Here is a 26,423-nt window from a genome sequence, read left to right as displayed (position 1 = left end):
GCCCTCCGCGGTGGAGGGCGCCCTTCTCACGTCTGTGCCGTCAGCCGTCTTCCCGCCGTACCGACAGCAGGTCCTCCAGCTGCTCCTCGCGGGCCTGGGCCGCCACGAACAGCAGCTCGTCGCCGGCTTCCAGGGAGTCCTCCTTGGACGGGGTGAGGACCCGGGTGCCGCGGATGATCGTGACCAGCGAGGTGTCCTCGGGCCACTCCACGTCACCGACCTGGGTGCCGGCCAGGGCCGACTCCTCGGGCAGCGTCAGCTCCACCAGGTTGGCGTCGCCGTGGCTGAAGCGCAGCAGCCGGACCAGGTCGCCGACCGACACCGCCTCCTCCACCAGGGCCGACATCAGGCGCGGCGTCGAGACGGCGACGTCCACGCCCCAGGCCTCGTTGAACAGCCACTCGTTCTTCGGGTTGTTGACCCGGGCGACGACGCGCGGCACGCCGTACTCCGTCTTCGCGAGCAGCGAGACGACCAGGTTCACCTTGTCGTCGCCCGTCGCGGCGATCACGACGTTGCAGCGCTGCAACGCGGCCTCGTCGAGCGAGGTGATCTCGCAGGCGTCGGCCAGCAGCCACTCCGCCTGCGGGACCCGCTCCACCGAGATGGCGGTCGGGGCCTTGTCGATCAGCAGGACCTCGTGGCCGTTCTCCAACAGCTCGCCCGCGATCGAGCGGCCGACGGCACCGGCCCCGGCAATGGCGACCCTCATCAGTGACCGCCCTCCTCTTCCGGACCCCCGGCGAAGGCGGCCTCGACCTTGTCGACGTCGTCCGTCCGCATCATCACGTGCACCAGGTCGCCCTCCTGGAGGACCGTCTGCGAGGTCGGCAGCATCGCCTCGCCGAGCCGGGTCAGGAACGCGACCCGGACACCGGTCTCCTCCTGGAGCCTGCTGATCTTGTGGCCGACCCACTTCGGGGAGGCGTGCACCTCCGCGAGCTGGACCCCGCCGGTGGGGTCGCGCCACAGCGGCTCGGCGCCCGAGGGCAGCAGCCGGCGCAGCATCTGGTCGGCGGTCCAGCGGACCGTGGCGACGGTCGGGATGCCGAGGCGCTGGTAGACCTCGGCGCGCCGGGGGTCGTAGATCCGGGCGGCCACGTTCTCCACCCCGAACATCTCGCGGGCGACCCGCGCGGAGATGATGTTCGAGTTGTCACCGCTGGAGACGGCGGCGAAGGCGCCGGCCTCCTCGATGCCCGCCTCGCGCAGGGTGTCCTGGTCGAAGCCGACTCCGGTGACCCTGCGGCCCCCGAATCCGGGGCCCAGCCTGCGGAAGGCGGTGGGGTCGTGGTCGATCACGGCGACCGTGTGCCCCTGTTGCTCCAGGGTCTGGGCGAGAGCGGAACCCACTCTGCCGCAGCCCATGATGACGATGTGCACGACCGTCCTTCCGGTGTTCAAAAGTTACTGCTCAGCCCCATCAGGTTCTCAGACCGAGGCCCAAGCTACACACGCACCGTCCCGGCCGGGCACCCCTGTGCCGCGCTCATCGCCGAGTGATGCTGCGCACGCTCCAGGCGGTGAGGATTCCGAGGCCCACGAGGGTGACCGTGGCGCCGATCAGCTCTGCGGTCGCGGGCATAGGACCTCCGAGGTGCGAAGACAGGCGGGATCTGCCATCTAGGCACGGATCGGGCGTAAGCTGCGGAATCCGCAGTTCCAGCCGTCACCTTTTTCACTCGGGAGGCAGATCCCGCACTGCGGCTGGAGACCTGGCAGGTGGAAGGCCTACGATCCTCTCTCGTGTCCAAACTGACCGACGTGCCCAAACGGATTCTGATCGGGCGCGCTCTGCGCAGTGACCGGCTGGGCGAAACGCTCCTGCCGAAGCGCATCGCCCTCCCCGTCTTCGCATCCGACCCGCTGTCCTCCGTCGCCTACGCGCCGGGGGAGGTCCTGCTGGTCCTGTCCATCGCGGGCGTGTCGGCGTACCACTTCAGCCCCTGGATCGCGGTCGCGGTCGTCGTGCTGATGTTCACGGTGGTCGCCTCCTACCGGCAGAACGTGCACGCCTACCCGAGCGGCGGCGGCGACTACGAGGTCGCCACCACCAACCTCGGCCCCAAGGCGGGCCTGACCGTCGCGAGCGCGCTGCTGGTCGACTACGTTCTGACCGTCGCCGTCTCCATCGCCTCCGGCATCGAGAACCTCGGCTCCGCGATCCCCTTCGTGGTCGAGCACAAGGTGCTCTGCGCGGTCACCGTGATCGTGCTGCTGACGCTGATGAACCTGCGCGGCGTGAAGGAGTCCGGCAAGCTCTTCGCGATCCCGACGTACGTGTTCGTCGGCGGCGTCTTCATCATGATCGCGTGGGGTGCGTTCCGGGGCCTGGTCCTCGGGGACACGATGCGCGCCCCGACCGCGGACTACCACATCAGGGCGGAACACCAGGGCCTGGCCGGTTTCGCCCTCGTCTTCCTCCTCCTGCGGGCCTTCTCCTCCGGCTGTGCCGCGCTCACCGGCGTCGAGGCCATCTCCAACGGCGTCCCGGCGTTCCGCAAGCCGAAGTCGAAGAACGCGGCGACCACGCTGGCCATGATGGGCCTGCTGGCGGTCACCATGTTCTGCGGGATCATCGTGCTCGCCATGGTCACCAAGGTCCGGATGGCCGAGAACCCGGCCACCGACCTGCTCCACAACGGCGTCGCGATCGGCTCCGGCTACGTCCAGAACCCGGTGATCTCCCAGGTCGCCGAGGCCGTCTTCGGCAAGGGCAGCTTCCTGTTCGTCGTGCTCGCCGCGGCCACCGCCCTCGTCCTCTTCCTGGCCGCGAACACCGCGTACAACGGCTTCCCGCTCCTCGGCTCGATCCTCGCCCAGGACCGCTACCTGCCGCGCCAGCTGCACACCCGCGGCGACCGGCTGGCCTTCTCGAACGGCATCGTGCTCCTGGCCGGCGCCGCCGCCCTCCTGACGGTCATCTACGGCGCGGACTCGACCCGCCTGATCCAGCTGTACATCGTCGGGGTCTTCGTCTCCTTCACGCTCAGCCAGACCGGCATGGTCCGGCACTGGAACCGCCACCTGGCGGTGGAGAAGGACCCGGCCAAGCGCAGCCACATGATCCGCTCCCGCGCGATCAACACGTTCGGCGCCTTCTTCACCGGCCTGGTGCTGGTCGTCGTCCTGGTCACGAAGTTCACCCACGGCGCCTGGGTGGCGCTGCTCGGCATGTGCATCTTCTACGCCACGATGACCGCGATCCGTAAGCACTACGACCGCGTCTCCGAGGAGATCTCGGCCCCCGAGGAGCCCGACGACGACCTGGTCCGCCCCTCCCGCGTGCACTCGGTCGTCCTGATCTCCAAGATCCACCGCCCCACCCTGCGTGCCCTGGCCTACGCCAAACTGATGCGCTCGGACACCCTGGAGGCGCTCACCGTCAACGTCGACCCGGCCGAGACCAAGGCGCTGCGCGAGGAATGGGAGCGGCGCGGGATAGACGTACCGCTGAAGGTCCTCGACTCGCCGTACCGCGAGATCACCCGGCCGATCATCGAGTACGTCAAGGGCCTGCGCGCCCAGTCGCCGCGGGACGCGGTCTCCGTGATCATCCCGGAGTACGTCGTCGGCCACTGGTACGAGCACATCCTGCACAACCAGAGCGCGCTCAGGCTCAAGGGCCGGCTGCTGTTCACGCCCGGCGTGATGGTGACGTCGGTGCCCTACCAGCTGGCGTCCTCCGAGGCGGCCAAGATCCGGGCCCGCAGGCGCCAGGAGTGGAACGCACCGGGTGCGGTACGGCGCGGTCCGGCCGAGCACCGGCCCAAGGAGCACAGCGGAGGCTGAGCGGGGCCAGGGAGTGCCGGCGACCCCGTAGACTGGTGGGCTGTCGTCGGCCCCCGCCCGGGTCGTTTCCCTCCCCCTTGATCTGGAGTCACCCCGCCATGCAGGCAGAACCGAAGAAATCGCTGGTGGGGACTGAGTACGAGGTCGAGGTCGGCCCGGTCGCGCACGGCGGCCACTGCATCGCCAGGACCGCCGAGGGCCAGGTGCTGTTCGTCCGGCACGCGCTGCCCGGCGAGCGGGTCGTGGCCCGGGTGACCGAGGGCGAGGAAGGTGCCCGCTTCCTGCGCGCCGACGCGGTGGACATCCTGGACGCGTCCAAGGACCGCGTGCCGGCCCCCTGCCCCTACGCCGGCCCCGGCCGCTGCGGCGGCTGTGACTGGCAGCACGCCAAGCCGGGCGCCCAGCGCCGCCTCAAGGGCGAGGTGATCGCCGAGCAGCTCCAGCGGCTCGCGGGCCTCACTCCCGAGGAGGCCGGCTGGGACGGCACGGTGATGCCGGCCGAGGGCGACAAGCTGCCGGCCGGCGAGGTGCCGCAGTGGCGGACCCGGGTGCAGTACGCCGTCGACGCCGACGGCAACGCCGGACTGCGCCGGCACCGCTCGCACGAGGTGGAGCCGATCGAGCACTGCATGATCGCTGCGCCGGGCGTCAGAGAGCTGGGCATCGAGGAGCGGGACTGGTCGGGCATGGTCTCGGTCGACGCGATCGCCGCGACCGGCTCCCAGGACCGCATGGTCATCCTGGAGCCGCGCCCCGGCGCCCGCCTTCCCCTGGTCGAGCTCGACAAGCCCGTCTCGGTCTTGCGGGTCGACGAACACGACGGTGGGATCCACCGCGTCCACGGCCGCGCCTTCGTCCGTGAACGCGCCGACGGCCGCACCCACCGGGTCGGCAGCGGCGGCTTCTGGCAGGTCCACCCGAAGGCGGCGGACACCCTGGTCACCGCCGTCATGCAGGGCCTCCTCCCGCGCAAGGGCGAGATGGCGCTCGACCTCTACTGCGGCGTCGGCCTCTTCGCCGGCGCCCTCGCCGACCGCCTCGGCGAGAAGGGCGCGGTCCTCGGCATCGAGTCCGGCAAGCGTGCGGTGGAGGACGCACGTCACAACCTGGCCGACTTCCCCCAGGTCCGGGTCGAGCAGGGCAAGGTCGAGTCGGTCCTCCCGCGCACCGGCATCACCGAGGTCGACCTCATCGTCCTCGACCCGCCCCGCGCGGGCGCGGGCCGCCAGACGGTGGCCCACCTCTCCTCCCTCGGCGCCCGCCGCATCGCCTACGTCGCCTGCGACCCGGCGGCCCTCGCCCGCGACCTGGCGTACTTCCGGGACGGGGGGTACCGGGTACGGACGCTGCGGGCGTTCGATCTGTTTCCGATGACGCATCATGTGGAGTGCGTTGCGATCCTGGAACCCGCTGAGAAACGTTCTTGACCTGCAGTTTTCTGATTTCTTTCGTCGGCTCGACCTGTTCGGGATGTGGGAGCAGATGAAACCGCACGGCGTCCCGTGACCTGTGCTTTCGACTGAGGTGGCGGGTGCGCGGTGGGAGCCGGGCATCGTTCATTGTTGCTGAGTGACGCATGAAGGACGCATGGGCTGATATATCGTCAGGTGCCTACGAGTTCTGCACCGGCGGTGCTGCGAGGCAAGCGGCCCGGGGCGGAGAAACTGCCTCCGGCCCAGGCCGCTCGCTACACGCTTCGACTGACGCGGAAACGGGTTCGACGCCATGATCGATCGCGCGTAGGACCTGATCGTCTCGGAGATCACGGGAAACTCCGAGGGGCTTTCGGGCGCGCACTAGGGGAAATGCTCCCGGGAGCTTGGGGTGTCACCCTGTACGAGATCCAGCACCTCCCGGGTCTTGGGCGCACGGACTCCACTGGAATCCCAGCTGATCGTCCCGGTCTTCGAAGGAGTCGAAGGCGGCGGTCCGACGCCGGCCTTGGCAGTAGTGAAGTGAATGCTTGGGAGCTTCGGGTGCCGGTTGCCCGCGTGCCGCGCAAACCGAGAGTGGCCGAGGGGGCGATTGAGCCAAGGGTGAGCGATGGCGGGTCCAAAGGGGCTTCCGGTGCTGGTCTCTCGATTCCTTGGCGTCCCGCGGGGGCGGCGGCAACTCGCACAGTGCCAGCGGCAACGGCTTGCGGCGTAGCCTGTGGTCACGGCATGGATCGGGATCCGTGTCCGTCTGAAGCGCGGCCGCAACGGTGACGCACTCTCAAGGGGCCGGATTCCGTCCTCGAAACGAAACCTGACCTGCATGTTTCCCCGGGGCGCAAACTGCACGCCTTCCCGATGACGTCGCACCTGGAGTGCGTGGCGATTTTGGAGCTTGCTCATTAGCGCCTCTGACCTGCGCTTCCGTCGAGGTAGGTGGCCTTCAGGTCGCGTGCGTCGCCATTGACGGGGACGAGGTAGTCGGCGAGGTTCGCGTTGACGATGCGGCCGTCGCGGTGGTCGGTGACGGTGTGTTCGAGCTGGGCTGCGCCGATTCCGCCGTCCGCGGCACCGATGGCCTGGCTCTCGGCGAGCTTTGGGCTGATGATGCGCCCCGCGTCGAAGATGCCCAGCACGCGTCGCACCCGGACCATGCCGCGGCAGGCGTCGACCGCGACCTCGGCGACCACCGCGTCGTAGGCGTACATGCAATACCGAGACCGGCTCGGTGTAGGAGCTGAGCGTTCGGGCGTCCAGGTCATTGCGGGTGAGGAGCTGCCGGCATGCATCTCCGCGGGCGGGGTCGTCCTTCATGTGTAGCCGGTCGCCCCGGGCGACGATGTCGTCCGCGTCACCCTGTGGGGGCGTATGGCAACGCCGGAGTTGGCGGATCAGCAACACTGGTGCGAAAACTGCTGCTTCAGTGCAAAATTGACGGTCCGTCGTCTATGGAGGGGCGACTGGGGGTTAGTCACCTGGAGACGACATGTCGGTAGGGAAGCAGGCGCTGTTCGAGCGGCTGGACCGGGGTCCGTCCTTCTTGTTCCTGGGGCAGAGCTATCTATCTATCGAGACGGGGCACGACCCGCTGGTAGGACCTATAGCCAGGTCACTGGGTATGGACAACTTGCCTGAGACCGCCTATCAGGCAATCCTCGGCGCCGCTCCGGACAGTCGTGAGGCAGCTGCCGAGGCGCTCAGTGATGCTGGACGTGCACTGGTACTGCCGCCGTCATTGAAGACCACGCTGGAATTCCCATGGAACGGCGTGCTCTCCTCGGCTGTCGATCCCTCGTGGCGGCTGGGTCTCAAACAGGACTGGCGGACGGTCCAGGAGACTGTGCCCCAGCGCGACCGGACGCGCCTGTCGCGTGACATGGCCGACGTCCAGGCGCTCATGCTCTTCGGAGGCGTTGATCAGCCGGTCGACGAAAGACCGCCCGCGACAAAAATGGAGTTGTCGCGACGCAGAGCGTTGGCAGCCGAGGCTCTGTCGCGGATCGTTACGGACGGACTGACCCCGCGGGGTTTGCTGGTGGTGGAGGGGTGGTCTCTCAACGACTGGCTCGACCCCGAGACGCTCTACAGCCAGATCTGCGACGCGGTTGCGAACCAGGTGCACCTGTTCTCCACGACCGACGAAATCCTCGCGGACGAGTTCATACGTGAAGCGATCAATCTCAAGGTGCTTGTCCCGCATCGGGAGACATTCGCCTCCCTGGTGGAGGAGGCACGCAGCACTGGTCGTTTGAGCGACGGCGGCCCGACCACAACCTCAACCCACGCGGTACGCGTCGGCGACCGACGCCTGCCCATCGACCGGAGTCGCTGGCAGCGGATTCTGCCGCACGCCCGCCCGGTGGACGTGGACCTCCTGGACGATCCGCCTGCTGAGTCCAAGCATCGGCGCTTCCAGAAGTTCCGCGAGTTTCTCGGTGCGAGCGACGGCTCGCCGACCTGGTGGGCGCACGCCCGCGGACTCCCCTTCCAGCGCAACTTCGAGAAGATCTTGACGGACTTGGTCGAAGATGCAGCGGCATCCCCGGAACGACAGGGGCCGCTTCTGGTCGTCGGTCAGTCGGGGACGGGGAAGAGTGTCGCTCTGGCTCGACTGGCCTTCCAGATCGCCCGGACGGGGAGGCGAGTCGTCCTCCATATCCCGCGCAAGTCGACGCGCCCGGAGTTTCAGGCACTCGACGACTTCTGCCTGTGGGCGGAGGAACAGTCAGGGGCCAACACTCTGATCGTGTGGGACGGCATGCTGGAGCCTGAGGAGTACCAACGACTCTTCGACTATCTGCGTAGCCGGGGCCGTAAAGTGGTCATGGTTGGCAGTTGCTACTGGGACGCGGACCAATTCGGCGACGGCGGCGGCAGAAAGCGCGGGCGTGCTGACAAGCAGGTGAGGACGGCCTCCCGGTACCGGCGAGATAAGGATTTCGTTGAGGCACCGGCCACCATCGCCGGAAAAGAGCTTGAGCGCTTCACCCGCTACCTGGCGGACTTTGGCATCGTCCTCAAGGGCGCGGACGAGGCGATCGTGGCTCGCGATCGGTCGTTCCTGTCGGCTCTGTACCGTCTACTGCCCGACGCGCACGCTCCTCTGTCCCGCGGCTTGGTGCTCGAGCTGAGGCGTTCCGAGGAGCGCCTGGGCCATGCCGCACGTACGCGGGTCAACTACGAGCCGTCCACGATCATGGCGGCGGCCCTGGAGGAGGCCGGCCTGCTGCATGGCCTGGAAGCACTCCCGCGCACCTCGGAAGAGGGGGCGGCCGCCTGGCAGGACGACCCATACGAGCGCCTCCTCAGCTTGATCCTGCTGATTCACAGCCACGGTCTGCGCACGCCACTTGAACTTGCCCTGCGCACCATCGGCCGCGACGGCGTCCGGAATCTTCCGGACCTGCTGAGTGGCATAGACATAATCCGCTGGGACGAGGACGAACAGGGTAATTACACACTCGGAGGGCGCAACCAGTTGGAGGCAACCCTGCTGACCGGCGCCCGAAGATGGGGGGAGGAGCGGGAGGCGGCTCAGATTTCCGAAGTGATCGAGCTGGTCCGGCCTGATTCCCGAGCCCGTAATGGCGGCCCGGAGATCGAGTTCGTCATGGCTCTCCTCACCGCGATCGGTCCGCAGAAGAACCGGGAGCAGCGGAAGTACGGGGCCCATTACCTGCTGATTGCTGACTCCATCGCCAAGCTGAGAATGCTGGTGACCAACCCTGTGATTCACGCTCGGCTCACCCATAAAGAAGTGAACATGCGGCGTGAGTGGGCGGTGTGGGACCAGCGCCGACAGGGACCGGACGTCGACCTGCGGCGCCGTGCCTTGGAGGCAGCGCAGGAGGCGGTGGACGAGGCACTGCGGGAAGCGGAAGACCTGGGTCACCGGCGGGACATCCGCCTGAATCTTTACGTCGAGCAGGCCAGCGTCCGCGGCTCCCAACTGTACGAACTGCTCCACTCCGGACCCGGCGGCGGCATCCCTCAGACGTTGCCCAGCGAGGAGTACATCTCGGGCGAACTCCGGGAGCTCAAACGAAGCGTCCAGTCGGCTCTGGAGTGTGAGGCGACCAATTATTACCCGGTGGATGTGCTCTGCTGGGCTACCCGGGACACGTTCAAAGCGGGAGCGCTGTCCGACGAGACTGCAGCCACGCTGGTCGGTGACTGCCTGAGCGCCCTGACAGTGATCGACCCGGAGACTCTAGAGCCCGGACAGGCCGGCCTATACCACAGCAAGTTCGTGGATATCGCCTCGCTGGCGAGCGACCATTTCCTGGCAGGACAGCAGTTGAAAAAGCTCGAGGCGTACGACGAGCCGCTGGCCGCCTTCTTCTATGCCCTGAAAGTCAGTGGCTTCATCAACAATGAACCCAACCAGGAGGGAGTGCAGCGGGCTCTGGAGCATCTCAGGCGGAATCCCCTCCGGCTCCAAGACGAACGCTGCGTGCGCCTTGCCGTCGACCTGCTGTGGTTCGCGCGAACCGGTGAGCGCTTCCTCTCGGGTGAGCGACAGACCCTGCCGCTGGATCAGGCTGCCTGGCAGGAATGCCTCGAACTCACGGAACTTGCGTCAGCCTACGACGCGATGCCCTCGCTCAGGGTCCACTTCATGCGCGCGCTGGCGCTCTTCCACCTGGGCAGCATCGACCGGGCGATGGAGGCGTTCCGGGACCTGGACCGGCTCTCACTGGAGCAGAGGGATCGCCGCCGCGTGATCAATGTCTACGTGTCGAGCTGGGAAGACGGTGCTCCCCGAGTCTTCAGGGCCAGAGTCCTCCGGGTCGATGCGAACTTCCAAGGCGGTCGCTGTTGGGTAGAGGGGTACCAGCGGGAGCTCCCCTTTGACCCGTCCGGCTTCGGACCCGATCAGGCCGTCGAAGGCAGGACTCTTGATGCCTACATCTCGTTCAACATGATCGGACCGCGGCTGGAGCCTCCGCGGGAACCTGGAGAGCGTCGTGGGCCCACGCTTCTGGGTCCTGCCGCCCATCGGCAGAGCAAAGTGCGAGGTGCACGGTGACAACGACGCAGTCCACCCCGCCGGTCGCGCCCGCGGCCGCCTGGAATCGCATCACCGGCGTCCATCGCAATCTCGACCGGCTCGCCCGCCACCTGTTGAGGCGCTCAGCTGGCACGGACGTCAGTCTGCCTCCACCCGACTTCACCCACCCGCAGACCGCTTTCTTCTTCGCCACGATATGGATGCGGGCGTGGTACTCGGAGGCATGGGCGGCGTCCAGCAGGTGGCTCTACGAACAGGCCGCGGCCCTGGGACACACGCCGCCCGAGAAGGACTTTGCGGACACGATGCGCCGGCTGCGCGCGTTCCTGGTCCATCACATGGACGCTTCGGTGTCCGAGGGCGAGGATACCGAGCGCATTTGCAACGAGTGGTTCGAGCGGGCCTGCGGGTCCGTTGTGCCCCAGTCCACCGTTGAATGGCAGCACTGCTTGGCCAAGCTGCTCGAACAGAACGAGGCGTACGCCCACTTCATGCTGGCCATAGCCAAGTCCGTCGAGCGTAGTCCGGAGAAGTCCACGCTGGTGTTGCAGTGGCGTGCCGCTTTGGAGCGTCAGGACTATCCGCGCTACAGGCAAAGCCTTCAGGAGGCCGCGGGAGACCTGGGGCTTCAGCGGTTCAATGATCAGAAGCTGAACAGCATCCATGCTAGGTACCGGGTGCGGTGGGCGAAGGCACTCGAGAAGCTGGCACACGATGCCGACTTCGACCGTGAGATCCGCCTGCGCGCCGAGTGGGCACTTCTTGCTGATACGACCGGAGCTCTGATCGTCTCCGCCTCGGACGTCATGGAGGCGCTCGGCATTTCCCCTGGTCCCCAGGTGGCCAGCGCCCTTCGTCTCGTACAGGTCCTCCGGGAGTTCCACCCTGACGACTCGGCCGAGCAGCTTCTGCAGCGCCTTTCCGTGCAGTGGGTCGCTGTACGTCAGTAGCTGCACGCGTCGACAACGCCACGGGGTGGGCCACGGTCGCCGAAACGGACAGCGCACCGACCGTGATGGTGGCGGCGGCGATGGTGAGGGTCCTGGAACGCCACCGGTTTCTGCTGCGATGGGCTCCACCACCGTGGCCGTGACGCTCGTATGACACTCTAGGTGCCCGCAGGGGCGCTCAGAACACCGGGAACTAACCCTGACCTGCGTTTATGCCTTCCCCGCTTACAACCCCTAACGTAATGAGTGTTGGAGAACGGTAGGCTCGGTGGCCATGAGTCAGAGCGGTTCGCAGGCGGCGGCATTCTTCCGAGACGTCCGCCAGGGCAGCGTGGTCTGGCTTGTCCGGGATGACAACGGAAGCCCGACACACCTCTCTGCGGACGGCACGCGAAGTCTTCCCTTTTGGTCGACCTCACCCCGCGCCCAGAGGGCAGCAAAGATCTGGGGGGACGGACTCCGGGTTGAGTCCATGCCCTTGGACACCTGGCTCGATCGCGTACTGCCCGATGCCGCCCGGGATGGACTCATGATCGGCATCAACTGGAGCGGGGCGCGCCTGGTTGGCTGGAGCTTCACCCCCAACGAAGTTCTCAACCGGCTATCGGCGGCTCACACAATGCCCTGAGTTGTCGGTGGGTGATCAGGCAGCAGGCGAGTTTGAGGAATGCTTCGTGGATGTCGGCTCGCCGTTCCCAGCGGACGCGCAGGCGACGGAAGCCGTGCAGCCAGGCAAAACTCCTCTCCACGACCCAGCGGTAGGTGCCCAGGCCGGTGCCGCGCAGGGTGCCGCGGCGGGCGATCGTGGGCACGATGCCGCGGGCGCGGACCTGGTTACGGTAAAGGTCGTGGTCATACCCGCGATCGGCGAACAGCGGGTCCGGCTTCCGGCGAGGATGCCCGACCCGGCCGCGGACCGGCGGGATCGCGTCGAGCAGGGGCAGGAGCGGGGTGACGTCGTTGCGGTTGCCACCGGTCAGCAGGACCGCGAGCGGGGTGCCGTTTCCGTCGGTGATTAAGTGATGCTTGGAGCCGGCTCGTCCCCGGTCGACCGGCGACGGGCCCGTGTGCTGCCCCCTTTTTAGCGCCCTGACGTGCGAGGAGTCGACCACACAGCGGGACCAGTCCAGACGTGCGGCCGCGTTCAGTTCGGCCAGCAGGATCTCGTGCAACCGCTGCCAGACGCCGGCATCGTTCCAGTCCCGCAGCCTGCGCCAGCACGTTATGCCTGACCCGAAGCCCAGGGCTCTGGGCAGGTGCTCCCACTGGATCCCGGTGTGCAGCACGTACAAGATCCCGCACAGCACCGCCCGGTCCGGAAACGGCTTGCGACCTGGATACCGGAACCTGCGCTCACGCTGCGGCAGCAGCGGCTCCACACGGTCCCACAGCTCATCCGACACGATCCACGGCGACGTCCCCACACCGGACCGAACGCCCAACTCCCGTCCCAGACACGGCAACCAGGACTGATCCACCTCATTGTGTTAGCCGCTGTTAACGTGATTTGTTTCCGATGACGCATCATGTGGAGTGCGTGGCGATTCTGGAGCCCGCCGACAAGGGTGTCTGACCTGCGGTTGTGTGGACGGGTGGAGCGCTAGGCCTGTTTTTCTCCGTACGGCGGTCCGAGCGGGCGGCGCCGCTCGAAGCGGGAATCCCGGCCTGCCTGACCTCTCCGGCCCGGCCGCGCGGACAGGTTCCCTCGGAACGGGCGGTCTTGATACGGGTCCGGTGTCAAGACCGCACGCAGGTAGTGGAGTTGGCCTACCCGAAAACCCGCGACGGCCGGCCGGAGGGCATGCGGCCGGCCGTCCGCCGCGTGCGTCGAAGGCGATCTTCCGGGCGGTCGCACACGGCGTAGCGTCCTGGCGCTCAGGTAGGGGCTGACGACCCCGCTCATCTTTTGGAACGTTGCACTGCGAGGGAGTCAATATCTGTGTTCTTGAGGTGAGAGTTTGGCGGACCGCGCCGTGAGGGTTTGACGGACGACGCGGTGAGAGTTTTTGCGGCGACGAGCGGGGGGAATTAATTGGCCGACGCGGAGGCGTAGTGGTGTGCTACTGTCCATCTCAGTTGCAGTTGTGGTTCCCGAAACTTCAAGTGCCCCAGTCGGCTCCTGCCGGGTGGAGCGCTTTTGTATTTCCGGTCATTTTCCGGGCGGGGTAATCATCGCGGCGACATGGTGTCCGCACAGTGCGGATTCCGATGTACTGCCCCAAAGGAGACATGGCATGGCCACCGGTACCGTGAAGTGGTTCAACGCGGAAAAGGGCTTCGGCTTCATCGAGCAGGACGGTGGCGGCGCTGACGTGTTCGCCCACTACTCGAACATCGCCGCCCAGGGCTTCCGTGAGCTGCTCGAAGGCCAGAAGGTCAGCTTCGACATCGCGCAGGGCCAGAAGGGCCCGACGGCCGAGAACATCGTTCCGGCCTGACGCTGACGCACGATTTGTAGCTGGGGCCCGCATCCTTCGGGGTGCGGGCCCCAGCTGCACTCATTTCCCGCGGCGGTTCCACCCGCGGGACGGCTCGGAGAAACCCGCGGTCCCACCGCACGCTACTCCTCCTGCGGGGGTGCGGGCGCATCCTGAGAAGCTGCACCGCAGGCAACGCCCGGATTTGGCGTCCCCACTGCGTCACCTCTTTCAGTACCTCCGCCGGCGCGGATTACCGTCGGCCGGATTTCCTTTGACATCGGTCCATACTCGTAATTCCGTGCTGCTCGTCGCTTGCGGGAATTCCTTGATATGTGCCACATCGAGGAAGGCTCCCCATGAACCGCACACGTACGAACGGCCGCTCCGGCCGCGTCCGTGGGAGCGGTGCCGACGCGGGGAAGGGCGGCAGTCGCTTCGGCTCGCCTGCACGCGCCGTTCCGGTGCCCGGCCCGTTCCGGTGGCTACGGCCGTCGACCCGCCGCGGTGCGGAGGGAGTTCGCGCTTCCCGAGACGATCACCCCCGCACTGCCTGCCGTCGAGGGCTCCGTCGACCTGAGCCGGCGCAGCGGGTGACCGACGCGCTCACTCCGTACGCCCGACCGGTCAGACTGCGGCTGGCCACGGTGGTGGGCGGGACCTCGATCGGCAAGCAGGCCGGCACGCTGCGAGGCGGAGCCGAGATCGTCGTCGCGACCCCTGGTCGGCGCAAGGACCCTGTCGACCGCGGCGGCCGCCGGCTGAACCAGGTGGGCGTCTCGGTGCTGGACGAGGCCGACCAGATGGCTGACACGGGTTTCATGCCGCGGGTCACCGCGCTGCTCGACCAGGTGCGTCCGGAGGGGCGGCGGATGCTGTGCTCCGCCATGTGAACCGCCTCACCCTGGCCGGACCGCTCTCTCCTTCTCCCTGTGAGGTCACATGCGCTGCGTCATCGCCCGCTTCCCCTTCGAGCTCACCAAGAACGGCGTGCTGGAATCGATGAAGGGCATCAAGCCCGAACCCGGCACCGGCGCATCCGTGATCATCGGCCGCCGCCACTACCCCGTCAAGCAAGTCGGCCAGGTCATCACTCGGCAGGACCGCCGTGACTTCAGCGCCGCCGAAGTCCTCCGGGCCATGACTCAGCTCGGCTTCACGTGCCGCACCCTCCCCACGGCCGCGCCCGTACGCATCCTCAGCTCGCTCCAGCAAGCCTCCGCGATGCTCGGTGCCCCCGAGTCCGTCTGACGAGCCGACGCCTGAACAGCGGTGTGGGCCCGACCGGCGCTCGCCGGTCGGGCCCACACCGCCTGCGACGGGGTTCGCCGCAGTGGGCGCTCACTGGTCGGAATAGCTGAAGTCGCCCACGGTCCAGGCGTTGACGTCGGCGATCGCCACACGGTACATCCCGCCTGTCTCCGGGATGCCGACCGTGCCCTGCAGGATCCGGGCGACGTGGAAGTGCAGATGAGCGGGCGGCCCGTCCTTCTTCGCGGGGGTGTCGAAGACGGCCGAGAACTCTCCCAAGCGGGCGGAATCCGCCAACACGTCCGACACCCTCTGCCTCCACACCGCTTCGGGCGCCAGCCGGCCGGTGATGACAGCACCACCGGTGACCACGGTCAGGGACATCTGGTTGCTCTGCCCGGACTCCACAAGGGCGGCGATATCAACGAGCAGTTCGTCAGGCTTCGACATGCGGCAGATTATATTTACCGGCCTTCCAGCTCTCCGCACGATGGCGACAGCGGGCGCGAAGGGCGTTCACGGACCTGGCGCGGAAAGCCCAGATGGTGGCCGGCGGGCAGCGCCACCAGGCCGTCGACAGGCGTGCCGCTCGCGCCGGAGGCGGCGGCCTCCCGGACGGCGGCCCGGTCCGCGAGCAGTTCGGTGGTGGTGACCGCCTTGGTCCCGATGTGGACGGCGCGCTCGCTTCGGACACCCCCCCCAACCGTCGGGGCTGCGCGGCAGGTTGGTGCTGCCCATGAGCTCATCGCTTTCATCAGGCCCAGCAGGTGTGCGGAGGCGAGTCCGTGGTCGTCGCGCAAGGCGGTCATGACCTCGCGGAGCTGGGCGGGGGAGGGGTTGGGAACAGGAAGTCGCGGGTGACGGGCGGGCCCGACTGGGCGGGCGGCAGCCGCAATGCGCCTACGGGCTGGGGTCGCGGGAGGAAGCGGCCTGCACGTCCCGGACGGTCTGCCCTCTGCGCACGCGGCGCACGGGCACTTGGCGGCTGGACGCACGGCGAGGGGCACCACTGCGAGGGACACGGTGGTCACCAAGACGACGACTGTCACCGCCCGCTCCACGCCTTCGGCCGGGGTCTCCCGCGCGCCCGCTCGGTGGCACAGAGGTGCGGCACCCTTGCAGGTGTCCTCACGGGAGAACTTCCCGCCTGAGCCACGGAGAAAATCTGTCGTGTCTGAGGTAGACATTCGCCATTCACAGGGATACCGTTTCTCTTGTACTCAGGAAGTCGAAGTGGGCACGGCAGACACGAACTGCCGTGCATGCAGGTCAAGCAGGACGCGACCCGAAGGGGCCGCGAGCAGCACCCGCGTTATCCAGCAGTACAACCGAGTAGCCGAGGTAAGGAGCAGAACGCCATCAGGATCGCCCGGGCGAGGAGAAAGTCCGCCCGGGTACCGCAAGGCCCCGGATTGGAAGGTGGTCCCCGGTCACGCATCCGCGATCCCCGCAGCCCAGCCCTCCCAGGCGGGCCTGCGGAAAAAGAAGGCCGACGCAGTCGGCCGGTAGATGGTGTTGAAAGCTCGGGGCCCGGGTGCCAGTACGGCACCCGGGCCCCCCGACGCATCCCCCGAAAGAAGAGGTCTATGCCCCCTCGCAGTACCCGGCCCGCCGACTCCCTCGACGATGACGACTACCCCGCCTACACCATGGGCCGGGCCGCCGAGATGCTCGGCACCACCCCATCCTTCCTCCGCGCCCTCGGCGAACACCGCCTGATCACACCCTTGCGCTCCGAAGGCGGCCACCGCCGCTACTCCCGGTACCAGCTGCGCATCGCCGCCCGCGCCCGCGAACTCGTCGACCAGGGCACCGCCGTAGAAGCCGCGTGCCGCATCGTCATCCTCGAAGACCAGCTCGAAGAAGCTCAGCGCATCAACGAGCAACTGCGCGCCCAAGGCGGCCAGTCGCAGTCGGAAACCCCGGCCTGACAAGGACGCCGGGTGCGGCCCCGACGCCGACCGACCGGCACCACACCAAGGACCCCGACGCGCCGGCCGGGGTCCTTGGCCATTCAAGTCCAGCTGCCCAGTTGCATCCGCTTCGGTGGTGCCGACGGCGAGATGCCCTACGAGGTCGGACCCGGGTCGATCCGGTCCGCGCAGGGCTGAGCCTCTCAAGCCACGTTGATGGACCGCGCAGGCGCGGCTCGCTCGTCCCGTCGGTGGCCATGCCTGGATACGTCTGTCTGGCGACGGCGTACGACCTGGAGCCCCCCTGCCGAACGACTCCGGCCGCGACTTCTTCCCCACCGACGGGGCGGGCCGCAACCGGTAAGTCTCATGCAGTGCCCCGAGTTTCCCTCCATAAACAAGGCAACATCCACGAATGAACGGACGACCGCAGGGCAATCGGGGCGCAGGAGGTTGATAACCATGGTTCCCTTGCTTCTAGTTCTTCTTCTGGCACTCATTCTGTTCGGCGCGGGCTTCGCCCTGAAGGTCCTCTGGTGGGTCGCGGTCGTCGTTCTGGTCGTGTGGCTCCTCGGCTTCGTGATGAGGTCCACCACCACGGGGGGTGGCCGGGGTCGCTGGTACCGATGGTGACCACCTGACCACCTGACCCGGCTCTCGCACGTCGCCGAAGGACCCGTCCGGAACCCGGACGGGTCCTTCGCGTCCTTCGCGCGTGTCGCCTGCGCTGGGCCGCAACCGAGGGCATCGGGCGCGAGACCGTCGGCGGGGTGAACAAACCGAGGGTCTCGGTCGTCGGTCGGCCAGAATGCCCGGTCGCGGGGACGCCTGGAGCGACGGGGCAGATCAGGGAGGTGTGAGGGTGTCGAGCTGTGCCGCGAGGTCGGGGTGGGCGCCGGCCAGGTGGGGACGCGTGTCGCCGAGGGGGCGGATGAGCTCGGCGGGGTCGTCCTGGGCGAGGGCGGCGTGGAGCCGGCTGAGCGGTTGGCGGGCCGCGCCGGGCAGGTCGGTGAGGGCGGTGATCTGGCCGGCGATGCGGCGCAGGTCGGCCGCGTTGCGGCGGGCCCAGGTGGCGGTGGTGCGTTCGGCGGCGCGGCGTTCACGAGTGGCCTGGACGCGCTGTTCGCCGGTGGTTCCGGCCGGGCCGGGACGGCCGCGCAGGTAGCGGCGTTCGGCGGCCTGGCGGCTGGCGACGCCCAGCGGTTGGGCGAGGTCGGCCCAGCTTGCTCCGGCGTCGCGGGCGGTCTCGATCAGGCCGGTTTCCCATCCGGCGAGCCGCTCGCGGACCTGCCGTAGCAGAAGGAGGGACGCGAGGGCCTGGTCCGTGCCGACCTCGGGAGCGCCGGGAGCGTGGGGGTCCTCGTGCTGGGCGGTACTCAGGGCTTCGTCTATGGCCTCCAGAGCCGCCGCGGCGGCGAGGAACGACGCCGGGCTGTGCGCGTAGGCGCGGGGTGAAGCCGGCTGATCGGCCGGGGTCATGGGCACCTCCCTCGTTTTGTCGTCCTTCGGACGACGTCATGTTTGTCATCCATTGGATGACATGCTACAACGGTTTCCGTGAGGCGCATTGGCAGTCACTGCCCGAACCTTCTGGAGGTGTATTCCGATGTTGATGCGCACCGACCCCTTCCGTGAGCTCGACCGGCTGGCGCAGCAGCTGATGGGCCCGGGCACCTGGTCGCGGCCGTCGCCGATGCCGATGGACGCCTACCGCGAGGGTGACCAGTACGTGGTGGCCTTCGACGTCCCCGGCGTCACTGCGGACGCGATCGACATCGACGTCGAGCGGAACATGCTGACCGTCAAGGCCGAGCGCCGGCCGGTGGCGAAGGCCGACGACGTGCAGATGGAACTGTCGGAGCGGCCGCTGGGTGTCTTCTCCCGCCAGCTGGTGCTGGCCGACACGCTGGACACCGAGCACATCAAGGCCGACTACGACGCGGGCGTGCTCACCCTGCGCATCCCGATCGCCGAGCGTGCCAAGCCCCGCAAGGTCGCCATCGGCGTGGGGCCCGGCCGCAAGGAGATCTCCGGCTGAGCCGGACCGGCAAGGGCTCTGCAGCGGCGGAGGACGGGTACCTGTTCGCCCTTCTTGCCCGTCCTCCGCGCCCTCCTGGGACCGAGGAAGGCCGGCGACTGGCGTGACGGTGCGACGAGATGCGTTCCTCGGCAGGGTGAGGGAGCGCGGCGAGCACGGCACCGTGCGCGAAGGCCGAACGCGTGGCCCGTGTGGTGCTCCCCCTGCTGGGCGCACACTGGAGTCGGCGGCGCCTCCGCCGATCGGCTTCGCCCTGATCCTGGTCAATCCGCTGCAGAGCGCCGCGCCGTCGCCCCCCGGAGCGGTTGCTGCGCGCGAGCGCGGCCCGGAGGCCCGCATTGAGGGCGTCGCCGAGCAGACCGCAGCCCAGGACGTCAGCGCCGTCCTCGGTCCCGCCGACGACGCCGTCGGCGACCACCTGCTGAACCAGGTCCCGCTCCAGCTCCTCCTCCGGCCACGACCTGCTCCTCGGACCGCCCCAGGCCCGACCGACCACCCACCCACCGGTGACCGCACGCCGGCCACCACGACCCTGGTGACAGAAAGGCAACCACCGCAGTGATGTCCGACCGACCCGCACCGTTCCCGCAGCCCACCGACAGGGCGTACGAGCAGATGCTGGAGAAGGTCCGCTACGACGGCGCCTACCCCACCCGCGAGAAGGCCGAGGAAGCCGTCCGCCTGGTTCTGGCAGGGCTGGGACGCCAGTTGACCGGCGACGAACGCGTCGAACTGGCCGCCCGCCTGCCCTTCGAGGCCGCACGCATCCTCACCGCCCAGATCCCCGACACCCGGCCGCTCACCGGCTGGGCGTTCGTCAAGGACCTCGCCACCCGTGCCGGCGCCTCGCAGGCCACGACCCGCTGGGACACCGGATCCGTCTTCGCCGCCGTCGCCGCCTGTGCGGGCCCCGACCTGCTGACCCGCATCCTGCGCCGACTCCCGTCCGGCTACGCGCTGTTGTTCGGGCGTGCCGAACTCACTCCCGCCGCGTAATCAGCAACCAGCGTGCTCGGGGCGGACAGCTTCGACCGCCGTCTCTGGCCGCCCCGCGCCCGGGCTCGCCCCCGGCCCACCGCAGGAACGACGTGCCGCGTCAAGCAAGAGAGAACGCGCTGACCAGAGAGGGCAGGCCCCCGGGACGGCCTGCCAGGAGAGGAACATGACGGACCACGACCAGGAGGACCCGTCACCGTTCGACGCCGACGCCGACGCCCTCGGGGCGGAAGAGCTCGCTCGGAAGATCGGGCAGTTGCAGCGGGAAATCGGCCAGCTGCAGGAAGCCGTGATCTCGCATGCGGTGATCGACCAGGCCATCGGCGTGGTCATATCCCTTGGTGGCCTTCACCCCGACCAAGGCTTCGGAGTGTTGCGGACGGTCTCCCAGAAAACGAACATCAAACTCCGGGAGGTCGCGGAACAGATTGTCGCCTGGCCCGCCGACCAGGAGCTGTCCCCGGACATCCGACAGGCGCTGGAGACCGCTCTGTCCCAGACTGGGTCCGTCTGAGCGCGTACACGGGCATCTCCGTTCGCCGCAGCCGGGTCCGCGACCAGCGGGCGGCCGGAGAGCGTGGGGGTGGGGAGACGCGGCAACGCGCGGAGCGCCGCCTGGTCGGCCGGCCGTTCCCGGCCTGGCGTGCCCATGCTGCTGGGTGCGCTGCGGTACATCCGTGGGGCCGAGGCCGCCATGGCCTACGCCGAGTCGCGGGGCAGGGCGTTCGGCTCGTACGACCTGGCTCCGCTCAACCACGGAATCCGTCAGGTCCGTTATGGACGTGGGGATGTCCACGTCCGGTACCGTGCCACCCTGGCTGGGCTCGGCTCATGACGGAGGGGGAGGACCGCGAAGCGGCTCGATCCGCTGGGCGGACCAGACGGCAGGAGTGAACGCGAGTTGGCGGGGTACGCGCACGGTCGGCGGGCCGTTCCGGCAGGCCGGCAGTGGTTTTATCGATCGTGGGAGGAGAGTCAGCATGGCACCCAGCACGCTGGCAACGCAGACGCGGACGGCCGAGTTGCCGGAGGTCGCCGATCCTTCCCGGGTGGCACCGAAGGACGCTCGCGAGTTGTCGAAGCTGTTCTTCCGGCAGCTGGCCGTCCTGGAGGAGGGCACGCCGGAGTACAGCTACGCCCGCAACACGCTGATCGAGATGAACATGTCCCTGGTCCGCTACGCGGCCGGCCGGTTCCGTAGCCGCGGGCCGGAGGAGATGGAGGACATCGTCCAGGTGGGCATGATCGGCCTGATCAAGGCGATCGACCGGTTCGAGCTGTCCCGGGAGGCGGAGTTCACCTCCTTCGCCATCCCCTACATCGTCGGCGAGATCAAGCGCTTCTTCCGCGACACGACCTGGGCCGTGCATGTGCCGCGGCGGCTCCAGGAGGCCCGCGTCCAGCTCGCCCAGGCCACGGAGGAGTTGCGTACCCGGCTCGACCGTGACCCGACCGTCAAGGAACTGTCAGAGCTGATGAGCCTGTCCGAAGAGGAGGTCGTGGAGGCCCGCTTGGCCTCCAACGGCTACAACTCCTCCTCCCTGGACGCTGCGATCAACGGCAGCGAGGACGGCGAAAGCGCCCTGCAGGACTTCATCGGTACCGAGGACGCGGCGCTGGAACTGGTGGAGGACTGCCACGCCCTCGCCCCCATGATCGCCGGACTCGACGAGCGCGACCGGAGTCTCCTTCACATGCGGTTCGTGGAGGAGCTCACCCAGGCCCAGATCGGCGAGCGCCTGGGCGTGTCGCAGATGCACGTCTCCCGGCTGCTGTCCCGGTGCCTGGCCCGGCTGCGTGAGGGCATGCTCACGACCAGCTGACCCTCTACGAGGTGCCGTTCTGATGCCCGCCGCGGTTGTGGCGGGCATCAGCCACGTCCGGTCCGCCCGACTGCCGGGGGCAGGCGTCAAGGGCGTCGCGAAGGGTGGGATGGCAGGGGACGACCTCGGTGAGGCCGACGATGCCGAAGATCTCGGAGACGGAGGGGCTCGGAGCCGCGAGTCGCAGTTGGCCGCCATGGTGCTGTGCGGCGTGATGAGCGGCGATGAGGGCATTGATGCCGCTGGAGTCCATGAAGGTGACGCCGCTGAGATCCACCACCGTCACCGGAGCGGCAGCGCCATCGGCGGTCAGGGCGTCCAGGAGCTGTGGGGCGCTGTCGAGATCGATCTCGCCGCAGGCCGTGATTACCCTGACGCCACCGGTTCGGCGGCATGCGATCGAAAGGTGCCAATTGTCGTTGTCCGTCACAGCTCCTCAGCATGTGTCGGTGCCGCCCTGCAGCACTTCCTCGACGAGGATCTGCTCCCGCATGGTACTGGTAGTACCCCCGGATGGCCCTGCCACAGGTACACGTTGCGAGGGACGACCGCCCGGGAGGACGGCGTGCGCGACTGAGGCGGGAGTGGCAGGACGGATGGGCGGGGACCCGGAGCGGGAGTGTTGCCAGGGGCCGAATTCAACGGGGGTCGAGGAGACCATCGCCCTGTCGGGGGAAGGTTCCTGCATCGTCGAGGCCCGTCACCGGACTGCCGCCTTTCTCACCCGGGCCGCAGCCGCCGGCTTTGGTTCGACGGTGTCGGAGCGCGTCCTGGGTCTCGCTCAGCTCGTGGTGAGCGAGTTGGTCACCAACGCCTGCAAGCACGCACCCGGCCCCGTTCTGTTGCGGCTGCGCCGGGCGGAGGCGGCGGTGGAGGTGGAGGTGTGGGACAGCCATCCGGAAATTCCGGTGGCCGAGCGGGCGGACCCGTACCGGGTGGGCCGGCACGGCCTGGAGATCGTGCAGGCTGTTGCGGCCGAGTTCACTGTTCTGCCCGACGCGGCCGGCAAACGGGTCACCGCCCGGATTGATCTGCGCCCATCGGCCTGACGTCTGCTTCACGTTCACGCCCGACGCTCCTGCGCTCGGCGCCGTCGGCCCTGGTGCGCCGTACATGCTGACGGCTCCCGTCCGGTGAACCGGGACGGGAGCCATCAGGGGCGGCGGCGTGTGCCTTCGGCGGTTCAGGCGTGGCGGCGCGCGTGCCGGTTACCGGTGACCAGGCGGTACAGGGCGAGGAGGATGAGGGAGCCGACGATCGCGGCGATCCAGGTGGAGAGGTCGAAGAACCCGTCGATGGAGTCGACACCGAAGATCACCTTGCCGAGCCAGCCGCCGAGCAGACCACCGACGATGCCGATGAGCATGGTGACGATGATGCCGCCGGGATCCTTGCCCGGCATCAGGGCCTTGGCGATGGCGCCGGCGAGCAGGCCGATGATGATCCACGCGATGATTCCCATGGTGCGTCTCCGCTTCCTCGGACAAGGGCTGGGTCAGCTCATCGTGTGCTCCGATCGGATACGAACAAACGTCTCGTCCAGGTCTCGGCGCCGCCGGCTCCTGACCGGGCGGGTGGCGCCGGAGCTTTCGGCGTGGGTCAGTGCCGGTGTCCTTCAACGGCGGTGTGGCGGCGTTGGTTGTAGGCGCGGGCGGCGCGGTCGTTCAGCGCGCTGCCCACGGAGCGCAGGCGTTCCCCGAGTGTGCGGGGGACTGCCGGTTCGATGTCGAGGCCGGGACGCAGCTCCGGTTCGTCCGCGGCGGCCGGCAGCAGCGCGGCCGCCGCGTGGCTGAGCCGTGCGGTGAGCGCCGGGGCGAGGCCGTGGGCCTTGTCGGCGACGCGGGCGGCGGGGGTGAGCACGAGGCGGAGACGGCGCCGCTGGACGGCCGTGACGATGCGGCCGGCCGCGCGGTGTGCGTCCATCGACAGCAGCGGGGTGCCGGCGAGAGCGGAGAACCAGGCGAACTCGCGTCGTCGGTCACCGCCGAACACGGCGTGCAGATGCGAGCCGGTGCGCATCAGACCCGGATGTACCGCGGTCACGGAAACGCCGTCGCGCGCCGCCTCCACGTACAGTCCTTCGGCCAGGGCTCCCACGGCGGCTTTGGCGCACGAGTACGGCAGGAGGTGCGGCACGGCGAGCAGACCGCCCACCGAGCCGATCAGGGCCAGCCTCCCCCCGGCGCGGCTCTCGCGCAGGTAGGGCAGTGCTTCGAGGCTGGTGTTGAGCGCGCCCTGGAAGACGGTGCCCATCGCGTCGTCGAATCCGGCCGCGCCGACGGTCTCGGCAGGCGCGACCTGGATGATGCCGGCATTGGCGACGACCACGTCCACGCCCCCGCAGACCGCCGCCGTCCGGTGGAAGAGATCGGCGAGGGCCTTCTTCTCCCGCACGTCGGCCACTTCGGTGCGGACGGAGCCGTGCGGATGCCGCTGCCGGAGCAGCCCGTCGGCCCGCTCCAGTTCGGCGGCGTCCCGCGCGACGAGCGTGACGTGGCAGCCGCGGTCCATCAACTCGTCGGCGATGAGCAGGCCCAGACCTCGGGAGCCACCGGTGACCACGGCGGACAGGCCGTGAAGGGATTCAGGTGTCCGGGATATCACTGGTGTCGGCATGGAAGTGCCTCTCTGTCCTCACAGGGCGCTGCTGGCACGCCCGTGCGATGTTCCGTCGCTGCGAACGGCGAGCCCCCGAGGCCTGGCCCTCTTCCGGCGGCCCGCAGCCGGATTCCCGGCCTGCATGATCATGGCGGCCCACCTTCTCCCGGGCCCGGCACGTCTGCCGGTCTGTGCCTTTCCGTTCCTTCCGCTGTGGCGAGTGTCCGCTCGGTATGACGGAAAACGCGAGCCGGCCGCCGCACGGCCTGGCGACGCCGATCCTGCCCGGCACGGGGATGAACCGCGGGCCGCCGCTCCGGCATGGCCGCTCAAGGCCACACCCGCGACCTTCCGAACATCCCCCGGACGGGTGGCAGTCGCTCTCGCTCTCCCCGCTTTTCCCCGCAACATCTCCACCGATCCGGCCCGGGCGTGGAAGACCTGGCATTGCGCGTTCCACCGCGTGCCCGACCTGCCAGAGACCCTGCTCACCGGCCGCGCACGCGACTATCCTCGTGGCGTGGGCACCGACAAGCGCGACGCGGTGTCCGCGAGAACGCCTGTGCTACAAATGAAGCTGCGGCTTTTTGTGGCCGCCGTTCGGTCGGTTGTTGGGGAAACAGCAGCCTCACTAGGTAGTTCTCATATCGTCACGCACCGACCGCAGCACATCGCCTGGCATCACAGGGAGCCGGGTGTTCGCCGTCACCCGCCGGGAACGTTGTCCGCTCACAGCGGGTGAGCGCGCTGGCGGACCTTGACTGCCCCGTTCTGCGCCGCGTTGCACGGCTCGACAAGGAGCGGTCATGACCGATGCCATAGCCGACCCCGCGGTCCGGCCCGTCCCGTCGCAAAGGGGCGGCCGTACCCTGTCGGAGCTGGAACGGCTGGCCCTGCTCGCGGACACCACAGCCCAGCTCATCTCCAACAACGACGTGGACGAGGCGCTGCACCGTGTGGTCGCCCTGGTGCTGCCGCGTCTCGCGGACTGGGCCGTCATCGACCTGATCACGGAAAGTGATGATGTGTCGCGGTATCTGGTGGTCCATTCCGATACCGAAGGCCTCACAGTGCGTGAAGACCTGCAGGGACCGATGCCTCCGGTCTCCGACGCTTCGCCCATGCCCCTGTCCAGAGCCCTGCGCGGAGTCGCCTCCAATCTCGCCGGCCCGCAGACCTACGAAGTCGAACCGGACAGCGGTATCGCCGTCGAGCAGCGCAAGCTGTTCCGCGTGACGGGGATCAAGACCGCGGTGATCGCCCCGATCCGAGGGCCGTGGGAGGTACTGGGCGCGATCACGCTCGGCCGCTCCGAGGACGGTGTGGCCTTCACCACGCACGACCTGGCCCTGCTGGAGGACATCGCCCGGCGCATCGGCCTGGCGCTGGAGAACGCCCGCCACTACCAGCGCCAGCGCCAGGTCGCCGAGACCATGCAGCGTTATCTGCTGCCCCAGCTGCCGTGTCTGCCGGGTGTCGGCATGACCGCCCGCTACCTCTCCGCCCCGGACGCCTCCTACGTCGGTGGCGACTGGTACGACGCGTTCCACCTTCCCGGCGGTGACACCGCACTCGTCATCGGTGACGTGGTCGGTCACGACCTCGAAGCGGCGGCCGGCATGGCGCAGCTGCGCAACATGATCCGCGCGTTCACCTGGTCGCAGGACCGGCCGACGCACGGCATCGTCGAGCATCTCAACGAAGCCATGATGGAGATCACCGACGTCCGCATGGCGACCGTGATCCTGGCCCGGCTGGCGGTCGACGCGGCCGGCGCCTGGCAGCTGCGGTGGACCAGCGCCGGCCACCCGCCGCCGCTGCTCGTCGGTCGTGACGGCCTGACGCGCTACCTCACCGAGGCCAACGGGCTCCTCCTCGGCATGCCTTCGCCCCGATCACGTGCCGAGGCCCGCGTCACTCTCCCCGCGGCTTCGACACTCGTCTTCTACACGGACGGTCTGATCGAATCCCGCAGACAGCCACTGGACGAGGGGATGGAGAACCTGCGCCGGCACGCCGCCTCTCTGGCCCACCGCGACCTGGACTCCTTCGCCGACCAGCTGCTCCACCGCGCCCGGCCCCACGACAACGACGACGACGTCGCCCTGCTGGCCATCCGCCTCCCGGATGCCACCGGCGGCCGAGCCTCCTGAAGCCGGCACCAAGGGCGGTTCACGCGTGGTCGGCGCCCGTGGTCGCGG

The 26,423-nt window shown here is 68.5% G+C and carries 26 protein-coding genes and 1 pseudogene; 17 read left to right on the top strand and 10 right to left on the bottom strand.

Going from position 1 to position 26,423, the window contains the following annotated elements:
- Positions 1–40: 40 nt before the first annotated feature.
- Both BLW82_RS11065 and BLW82_RS11060 read right to left on the bottom strand, forming a co-directional pair.
- The gene (locus tag BLW82_RS11065; protein WP_093498623.1) at positions 41–712 is read right to left on the bottom strand and encodes a potassium channel family protein; all 672 of its coding nucleotides are present in this window, start codon (positions 710–712) and stop codon (positions 41–43) included.
- Positions 712–1,383 carry a potassium channel family protein gene (locus BLW82_RS11060; RefSeq protein ID WP_093498622.1) on the bottom strand — a complete coding sequence of 224 codons (672 nt, stop codon included), beginning with the start codon at positions 1,381–1,383 and terminating at the stop codon, positions 712–714. The genes BLW82_RS11065 and BLW82_RS11060 overlap by 1 nt, the downstream gene beginning before the upstream one ends.
- 363 nt (positions 1,384–1,746) lie before the next feature.
- On the opposite strand from BLW82_RS11060, the gene BLW82_RS11055 reads away from it, so the two are divergent.
- Entirely contained in the window at positions 1,747–3,792 is a 2,046-nt protein-coding gene (locus tag BLW82_RS11055) for an APC family permease (RefSeq protein ID WP_093498621.1), read from the top strand.
- Between the two features lie 98 nt (positions 3,793–3,890).
- Positions 3,891–5,219, top strand: coding sequence for a class I SAM-dependent RNA methyltransferase (locus BLW82_RS11050; protein ID WP_093498620.1), 1,329 nt, complete (start codon positions 3,891–3,893; stop codon positions 5,217–5,219).
- Positions 5,220–6,127: 908 nt separating this feature from the next.
- Here BLW82_RS11050 and BLW82_RS11045 read toward each other — a convergent pair.
- On the bottom strand, positions 6,128–6,433 hold the full coding sequence (locus BLW82_RS11045) for a molybdopterin cofactor-binding domain-containing protein (protein WP_371131328.1): 306 nt from the start codon (positions 6,431–6,433) through the stop codon (positions 6,128–6,130).
- Between the two features lie 278 nt (positions 6,434–6,711).
- Between BLW82_RS11045 and BLW82_RS11040 the strand changes: the two genes are divergently transcribed.
- From BLW82_RS11040 to BLW82_RS11030, 3 genes are all read left to right on the top strand, one after another.
- On the top strand, positions 6,712–10,254 hold the full coding sequence (locus tag BLW82_RS11040) for a P-loop NTPase (RefSeq protein WP_093498619.1): 3,543 nt from the start codon (positions 6,712–6,714) through the stop codon (positions 10,252–10,254).
- Positions 10,251–11,186 (top strand): hypothetical protein, encoded by a 936-nt coding sequence (locus tag BLW82_RS11035; protein ID WP_093498618.1) that lies wholly within the window; start codon positions 10,251–10,253, stop codon positions 11,184–11,186. Before BLW82_RS11040 ends, BLW82_RS11035 begins: the two co-directional genes overlap by 4 nt.
- A 274-nt stretch (positions 11,187–11,460) precedes the next feature.
- Positions 11,461–11,814 (top strand): DUF2750 domain-containing protein, encoded by a 354-nt coding sequence (locus BLW82_RS11030; protein WP_093507993.1) that lies wholly within the window; start codon positions 11,461–11,463, stop codon positions 11,812–11,814.
- On the opposite strand, the gene BLW82_RS11025 is transcribed toward BLW82_RS11030, so the two are convergent.
- Positions 11,780–12,649, bottom strand: a complete 870-nt coding sequence (locus BLW82_RS11025; protein WP_093507992.1) for an IS5 family transposase — start codon at positions 12,647–12,649, stop codon at positions 11,780–11,782. The genes BLW82_RS11030 and BLW82_RS11025 overlap by 35 nt on opposite strands.
- 771 nt (positions 12,650–13,420) lie before the next feature.
- On the opposite strand from BLW82_RS11025, the gene BLW82_RS11020 reads away from it, so the two are divergent.
- From BLW82_RS11020 to BLW82_RS11010, 3 genes and pseudogenes are all read left to right on the top strand, one after another.
- Positions 13,421–13,624, top strand: coding sequence for a cold-shock protein (locus tag BLW82_RS11020; protein ID WP_004986771.1), 204 nt, complete (start codon positions 13,421–13,423; stop codon positions 13,622–13,624).
- 338 nt (positions 13,625–13,962) lie between these two features.
- Positions 13,963–14,490: pseudogene (locus BLW82_RS11015) on the top strand (DEAD/DEAH box helicase); the annotation flags it as partial.
- Positions 14,491–14,545: 55 nt separating this feature from the next.
- The gene (locus BLW82_RS11010; RefSeq protein WP_093498617.1) at positions 14,546–14,854 is read left to right on the top strand and encodes an SCO5918 family protein; all 309 of its coding nucleotides are present in this window, start codon (positions 14,546–14,548) and stop codon (positions 14,852–14,854) included.
- Positions 14,855–14,944: 90 nt separating this feature from the next.
- Here BLW82_RS11010 and BLW82_RS11005 read toward each other — a convergent pair whose 3' ends face one another.
- Both BLW82_RS11005 and BLW82_RS46265 read right to left on the bottom strand, forming a co-directional pair.
- Entirely contained in the window at positions 14,945–15,304 is a 360-nt protein-coding gene (locus BLW82_RS11005; protein ID WP_093498616.1) for a hypothetical protein, read from the bottom strand.
- Between the two features lie 14 nt (positions 15,305–15,318).
- Positions 15,319–15,663, bottom strand: a complete 345-nt coding sequence (locus BLW82_RS46265) for a hypothetical protein (RefSeq protein ID WP_093498615.1) — start codon at positions 15,661–15,663, stop codon at positions 15,319–15,321.
- 777 nt (positions 15,664–16,440) lie between these two features.
- Between BLW82_RS46265 and BLW82_RS10995 the strand changes: the two genes are divergently transcribed.
- Both BLW82_RS10995 and BLW82_RS10990 read left to right on the top strand, forming a co-directional pair.
- A complete protein-coding gene (locus tag BLW82_RS10995) occupies positions 16,441–16,785 on the top strand; it encodes a MerR family transcriptional regulator (RefSeq protein ID WP_093498614.1) in 345 nt (114 codons plus the stop codon).
- Between the two features lie 444 nt (positions 16,786–17,229).
- A complete protein-coding gene (locus tag BLW82_RS10990) occupies positions 17,230–17,400 on the top strand; it encodes a hydrophobic protein (protein ID WP_093498613.1) in 171 nt (56 codons plus the stop codon).
- A 213-nt stretch (positions 17,401–17,613) separates the two neighbouring features.
- Here the strand turns inward: BLW82_RS10990 and BLW82_RS10985 are convergent, their stop codons facing one another.
- Positions 17,614–18,246 (bottom strand): type III effector protein, encoded by a 633-nt coding sequence (locus tag BLW82_RS10985; RefSeq protein WP_093498612.1) that lies wholly within the window; start codon positions 18,244–18,246, stop codon positions 17,614–17,616.
- Between the two features lie 127 nt (positions 18,247–18,373).
- On the opposite strand from BLW82_RS10985, the gene BLW82_RS10980 reads away from it, so the two are divergent.
- The 5 genes from BLW82_RS10980 to BLW82_RS10955 all read left to right on the top strand — a co-directional run bounded on the left by BLW82_RS10980 (position 18,374) and on the right by BLW82_RS10955 (position 21,624).
- Entirely contained in the window at positions 18,374–18,805 is a 432-nt protein-coding gene (locus BLW82_RS10980; RefSeq protein ID WP_093498611.1) for an Hsp20/alpha crystallin family protein, read from the top strand.
- A 103-nt stretch (positions 18,806–18,908) separates the two neighbouring features.
- Complete coding sequence (locus BLW82_RS10975; RefSeq protein WP_371131327.1) at positions 18,909–19,367, top strand: DUF2267 domain-containing protein; 459 nt, start codon at positions 18,909–18,911, stop codon at positions 19,365–19,367.
- Entirely contained in the window at positions 19,367–19,801 is a 435-nt protein-coding gene (locus BLW82_RS10970; protein WP_093498610.1) for a DUF2267 domain-containing protein, read from the top strand. The genes BLW82_RS10975 and BLW82_RS10970 overlap by 1 nt, the downstream gene beginning before the upstream one ends.
- A 166-nt stretch (positions 19,802–19,967) precedes the next feature.
- Positions 19,968–20,315, top strand: a complete 348-nt coding sequence (locus BLW82_RS10965) for an ANTAR domain-containing protein (protein WP_093498609.1) — start codon at positions 19,968–19,970, stop codon at positions 20,313–20,315.
- A 466-nt stretch (positions 20,316–20,781) separates the two neighbouring features.
- Complete coding sequence (locus BLW82_RS10955) at positions 20,782–21,624, top strand: RNA polymerase sigma factor SigF (RefSeq protein WP_093498607.1); 843 nt, start codon at positions 20,782–20,784, stop codon at positions 21,622–21,624.
- 4 nt (positions 21,625–21,628) lie between these two features.
- On the opposite strand, the gene BLW82_RS10950 is transcribed toward BLW82_RS10955, so the two are convergent.
- On the bottom strand, positions 21,629–22,054 hold the full coding sequence (locus BLW82_RS10950) for an STAS domain-containing protein (protein WP_256215751.1): 426 nt from the start codon (positions 22,052–22,054) through the stop codon (positions 21,629–21,631).
- A 166-nt stretch (positions 22,055–22,220) separates the two neighbouring features.
- Here BLW82_RS10950 and BLW82_RS10945 point away from each other — a divergent pair, with 166 nt between their 5' ends.
- A complete protein-coding gene (locus BLW82_RS10945; protein WP_093498606.1) occupies positions 22,221–22,673 on the top strand; it encodes an ATP-binding protein in 453 nt (150 codons plus the stop codon).
- Between the two features lie 134 nt (positions 22,674–22,807).
- Here the strand turns inward: BLW82_RS10945 and BLW82_RS10940 are convergent, their stop codons facing one another.
- Together BLW82_RS10940 and BLW82_RS10935 are read right to left on the bottom strand one after the other, a co-directional pair.
- Positions 22,808–23,086, bottom strand: a complete 279-nt coding sequence (locus BLW82_RS10940) for a GlsB/YeaQ/YmgE family stress response membrane protein (RefSeq protein WP_093498605.1) — start codon at positions 23,084–23,086, stop codon at positions 22,808–22,810.
- 137 nt (positions 23,087–23,223) lie between these two features.
- Positions 23,224–24,240, bottom strand: a complete 1,017-nt coding sequence (locus BLW82_RS10935) for an SDR family NAD(P)-dependent oxidoreductase (protein WP_093498604.1) — start codon at positions 24,238–24,240, stop codon at positions 23,224–23,226.
- Positions 24,241–25,028: 788 nt separating this feature from the next.
- On the opposite strand from BLW82_RS10935, the gene BLW82_RS10925 reads away from it, so the two are divergent.
- Positions 25,029–26,375, top strand: coding sequence for a PP2C family protein-serine/threonine phosphatase (locus BLW82_RS10925; RefSeq protein WP_093498602.1), 1,347 nt, complete (start codon positions 25,029–25,031; stop codon positions 26,373–26,375).
- The last annotated feature ends 48 nt before the right edge of the window (positions 26,376–26,423 follow it).

The sequence above is a fragment of the Streptomyces sp. Ag109_O5-10 genome (assembly GCF_900105755.1).
Taxonomy (GTDB): Bacteria; Actinomycetota; Actinomycetes; order Streptomycetales; family Streptomycetaceae; genus Streptomyces.
Note: the sequence above shows the minus strand (reverse complement) of the source record. Positions and strands in the feature narration are given on the sequence as shown.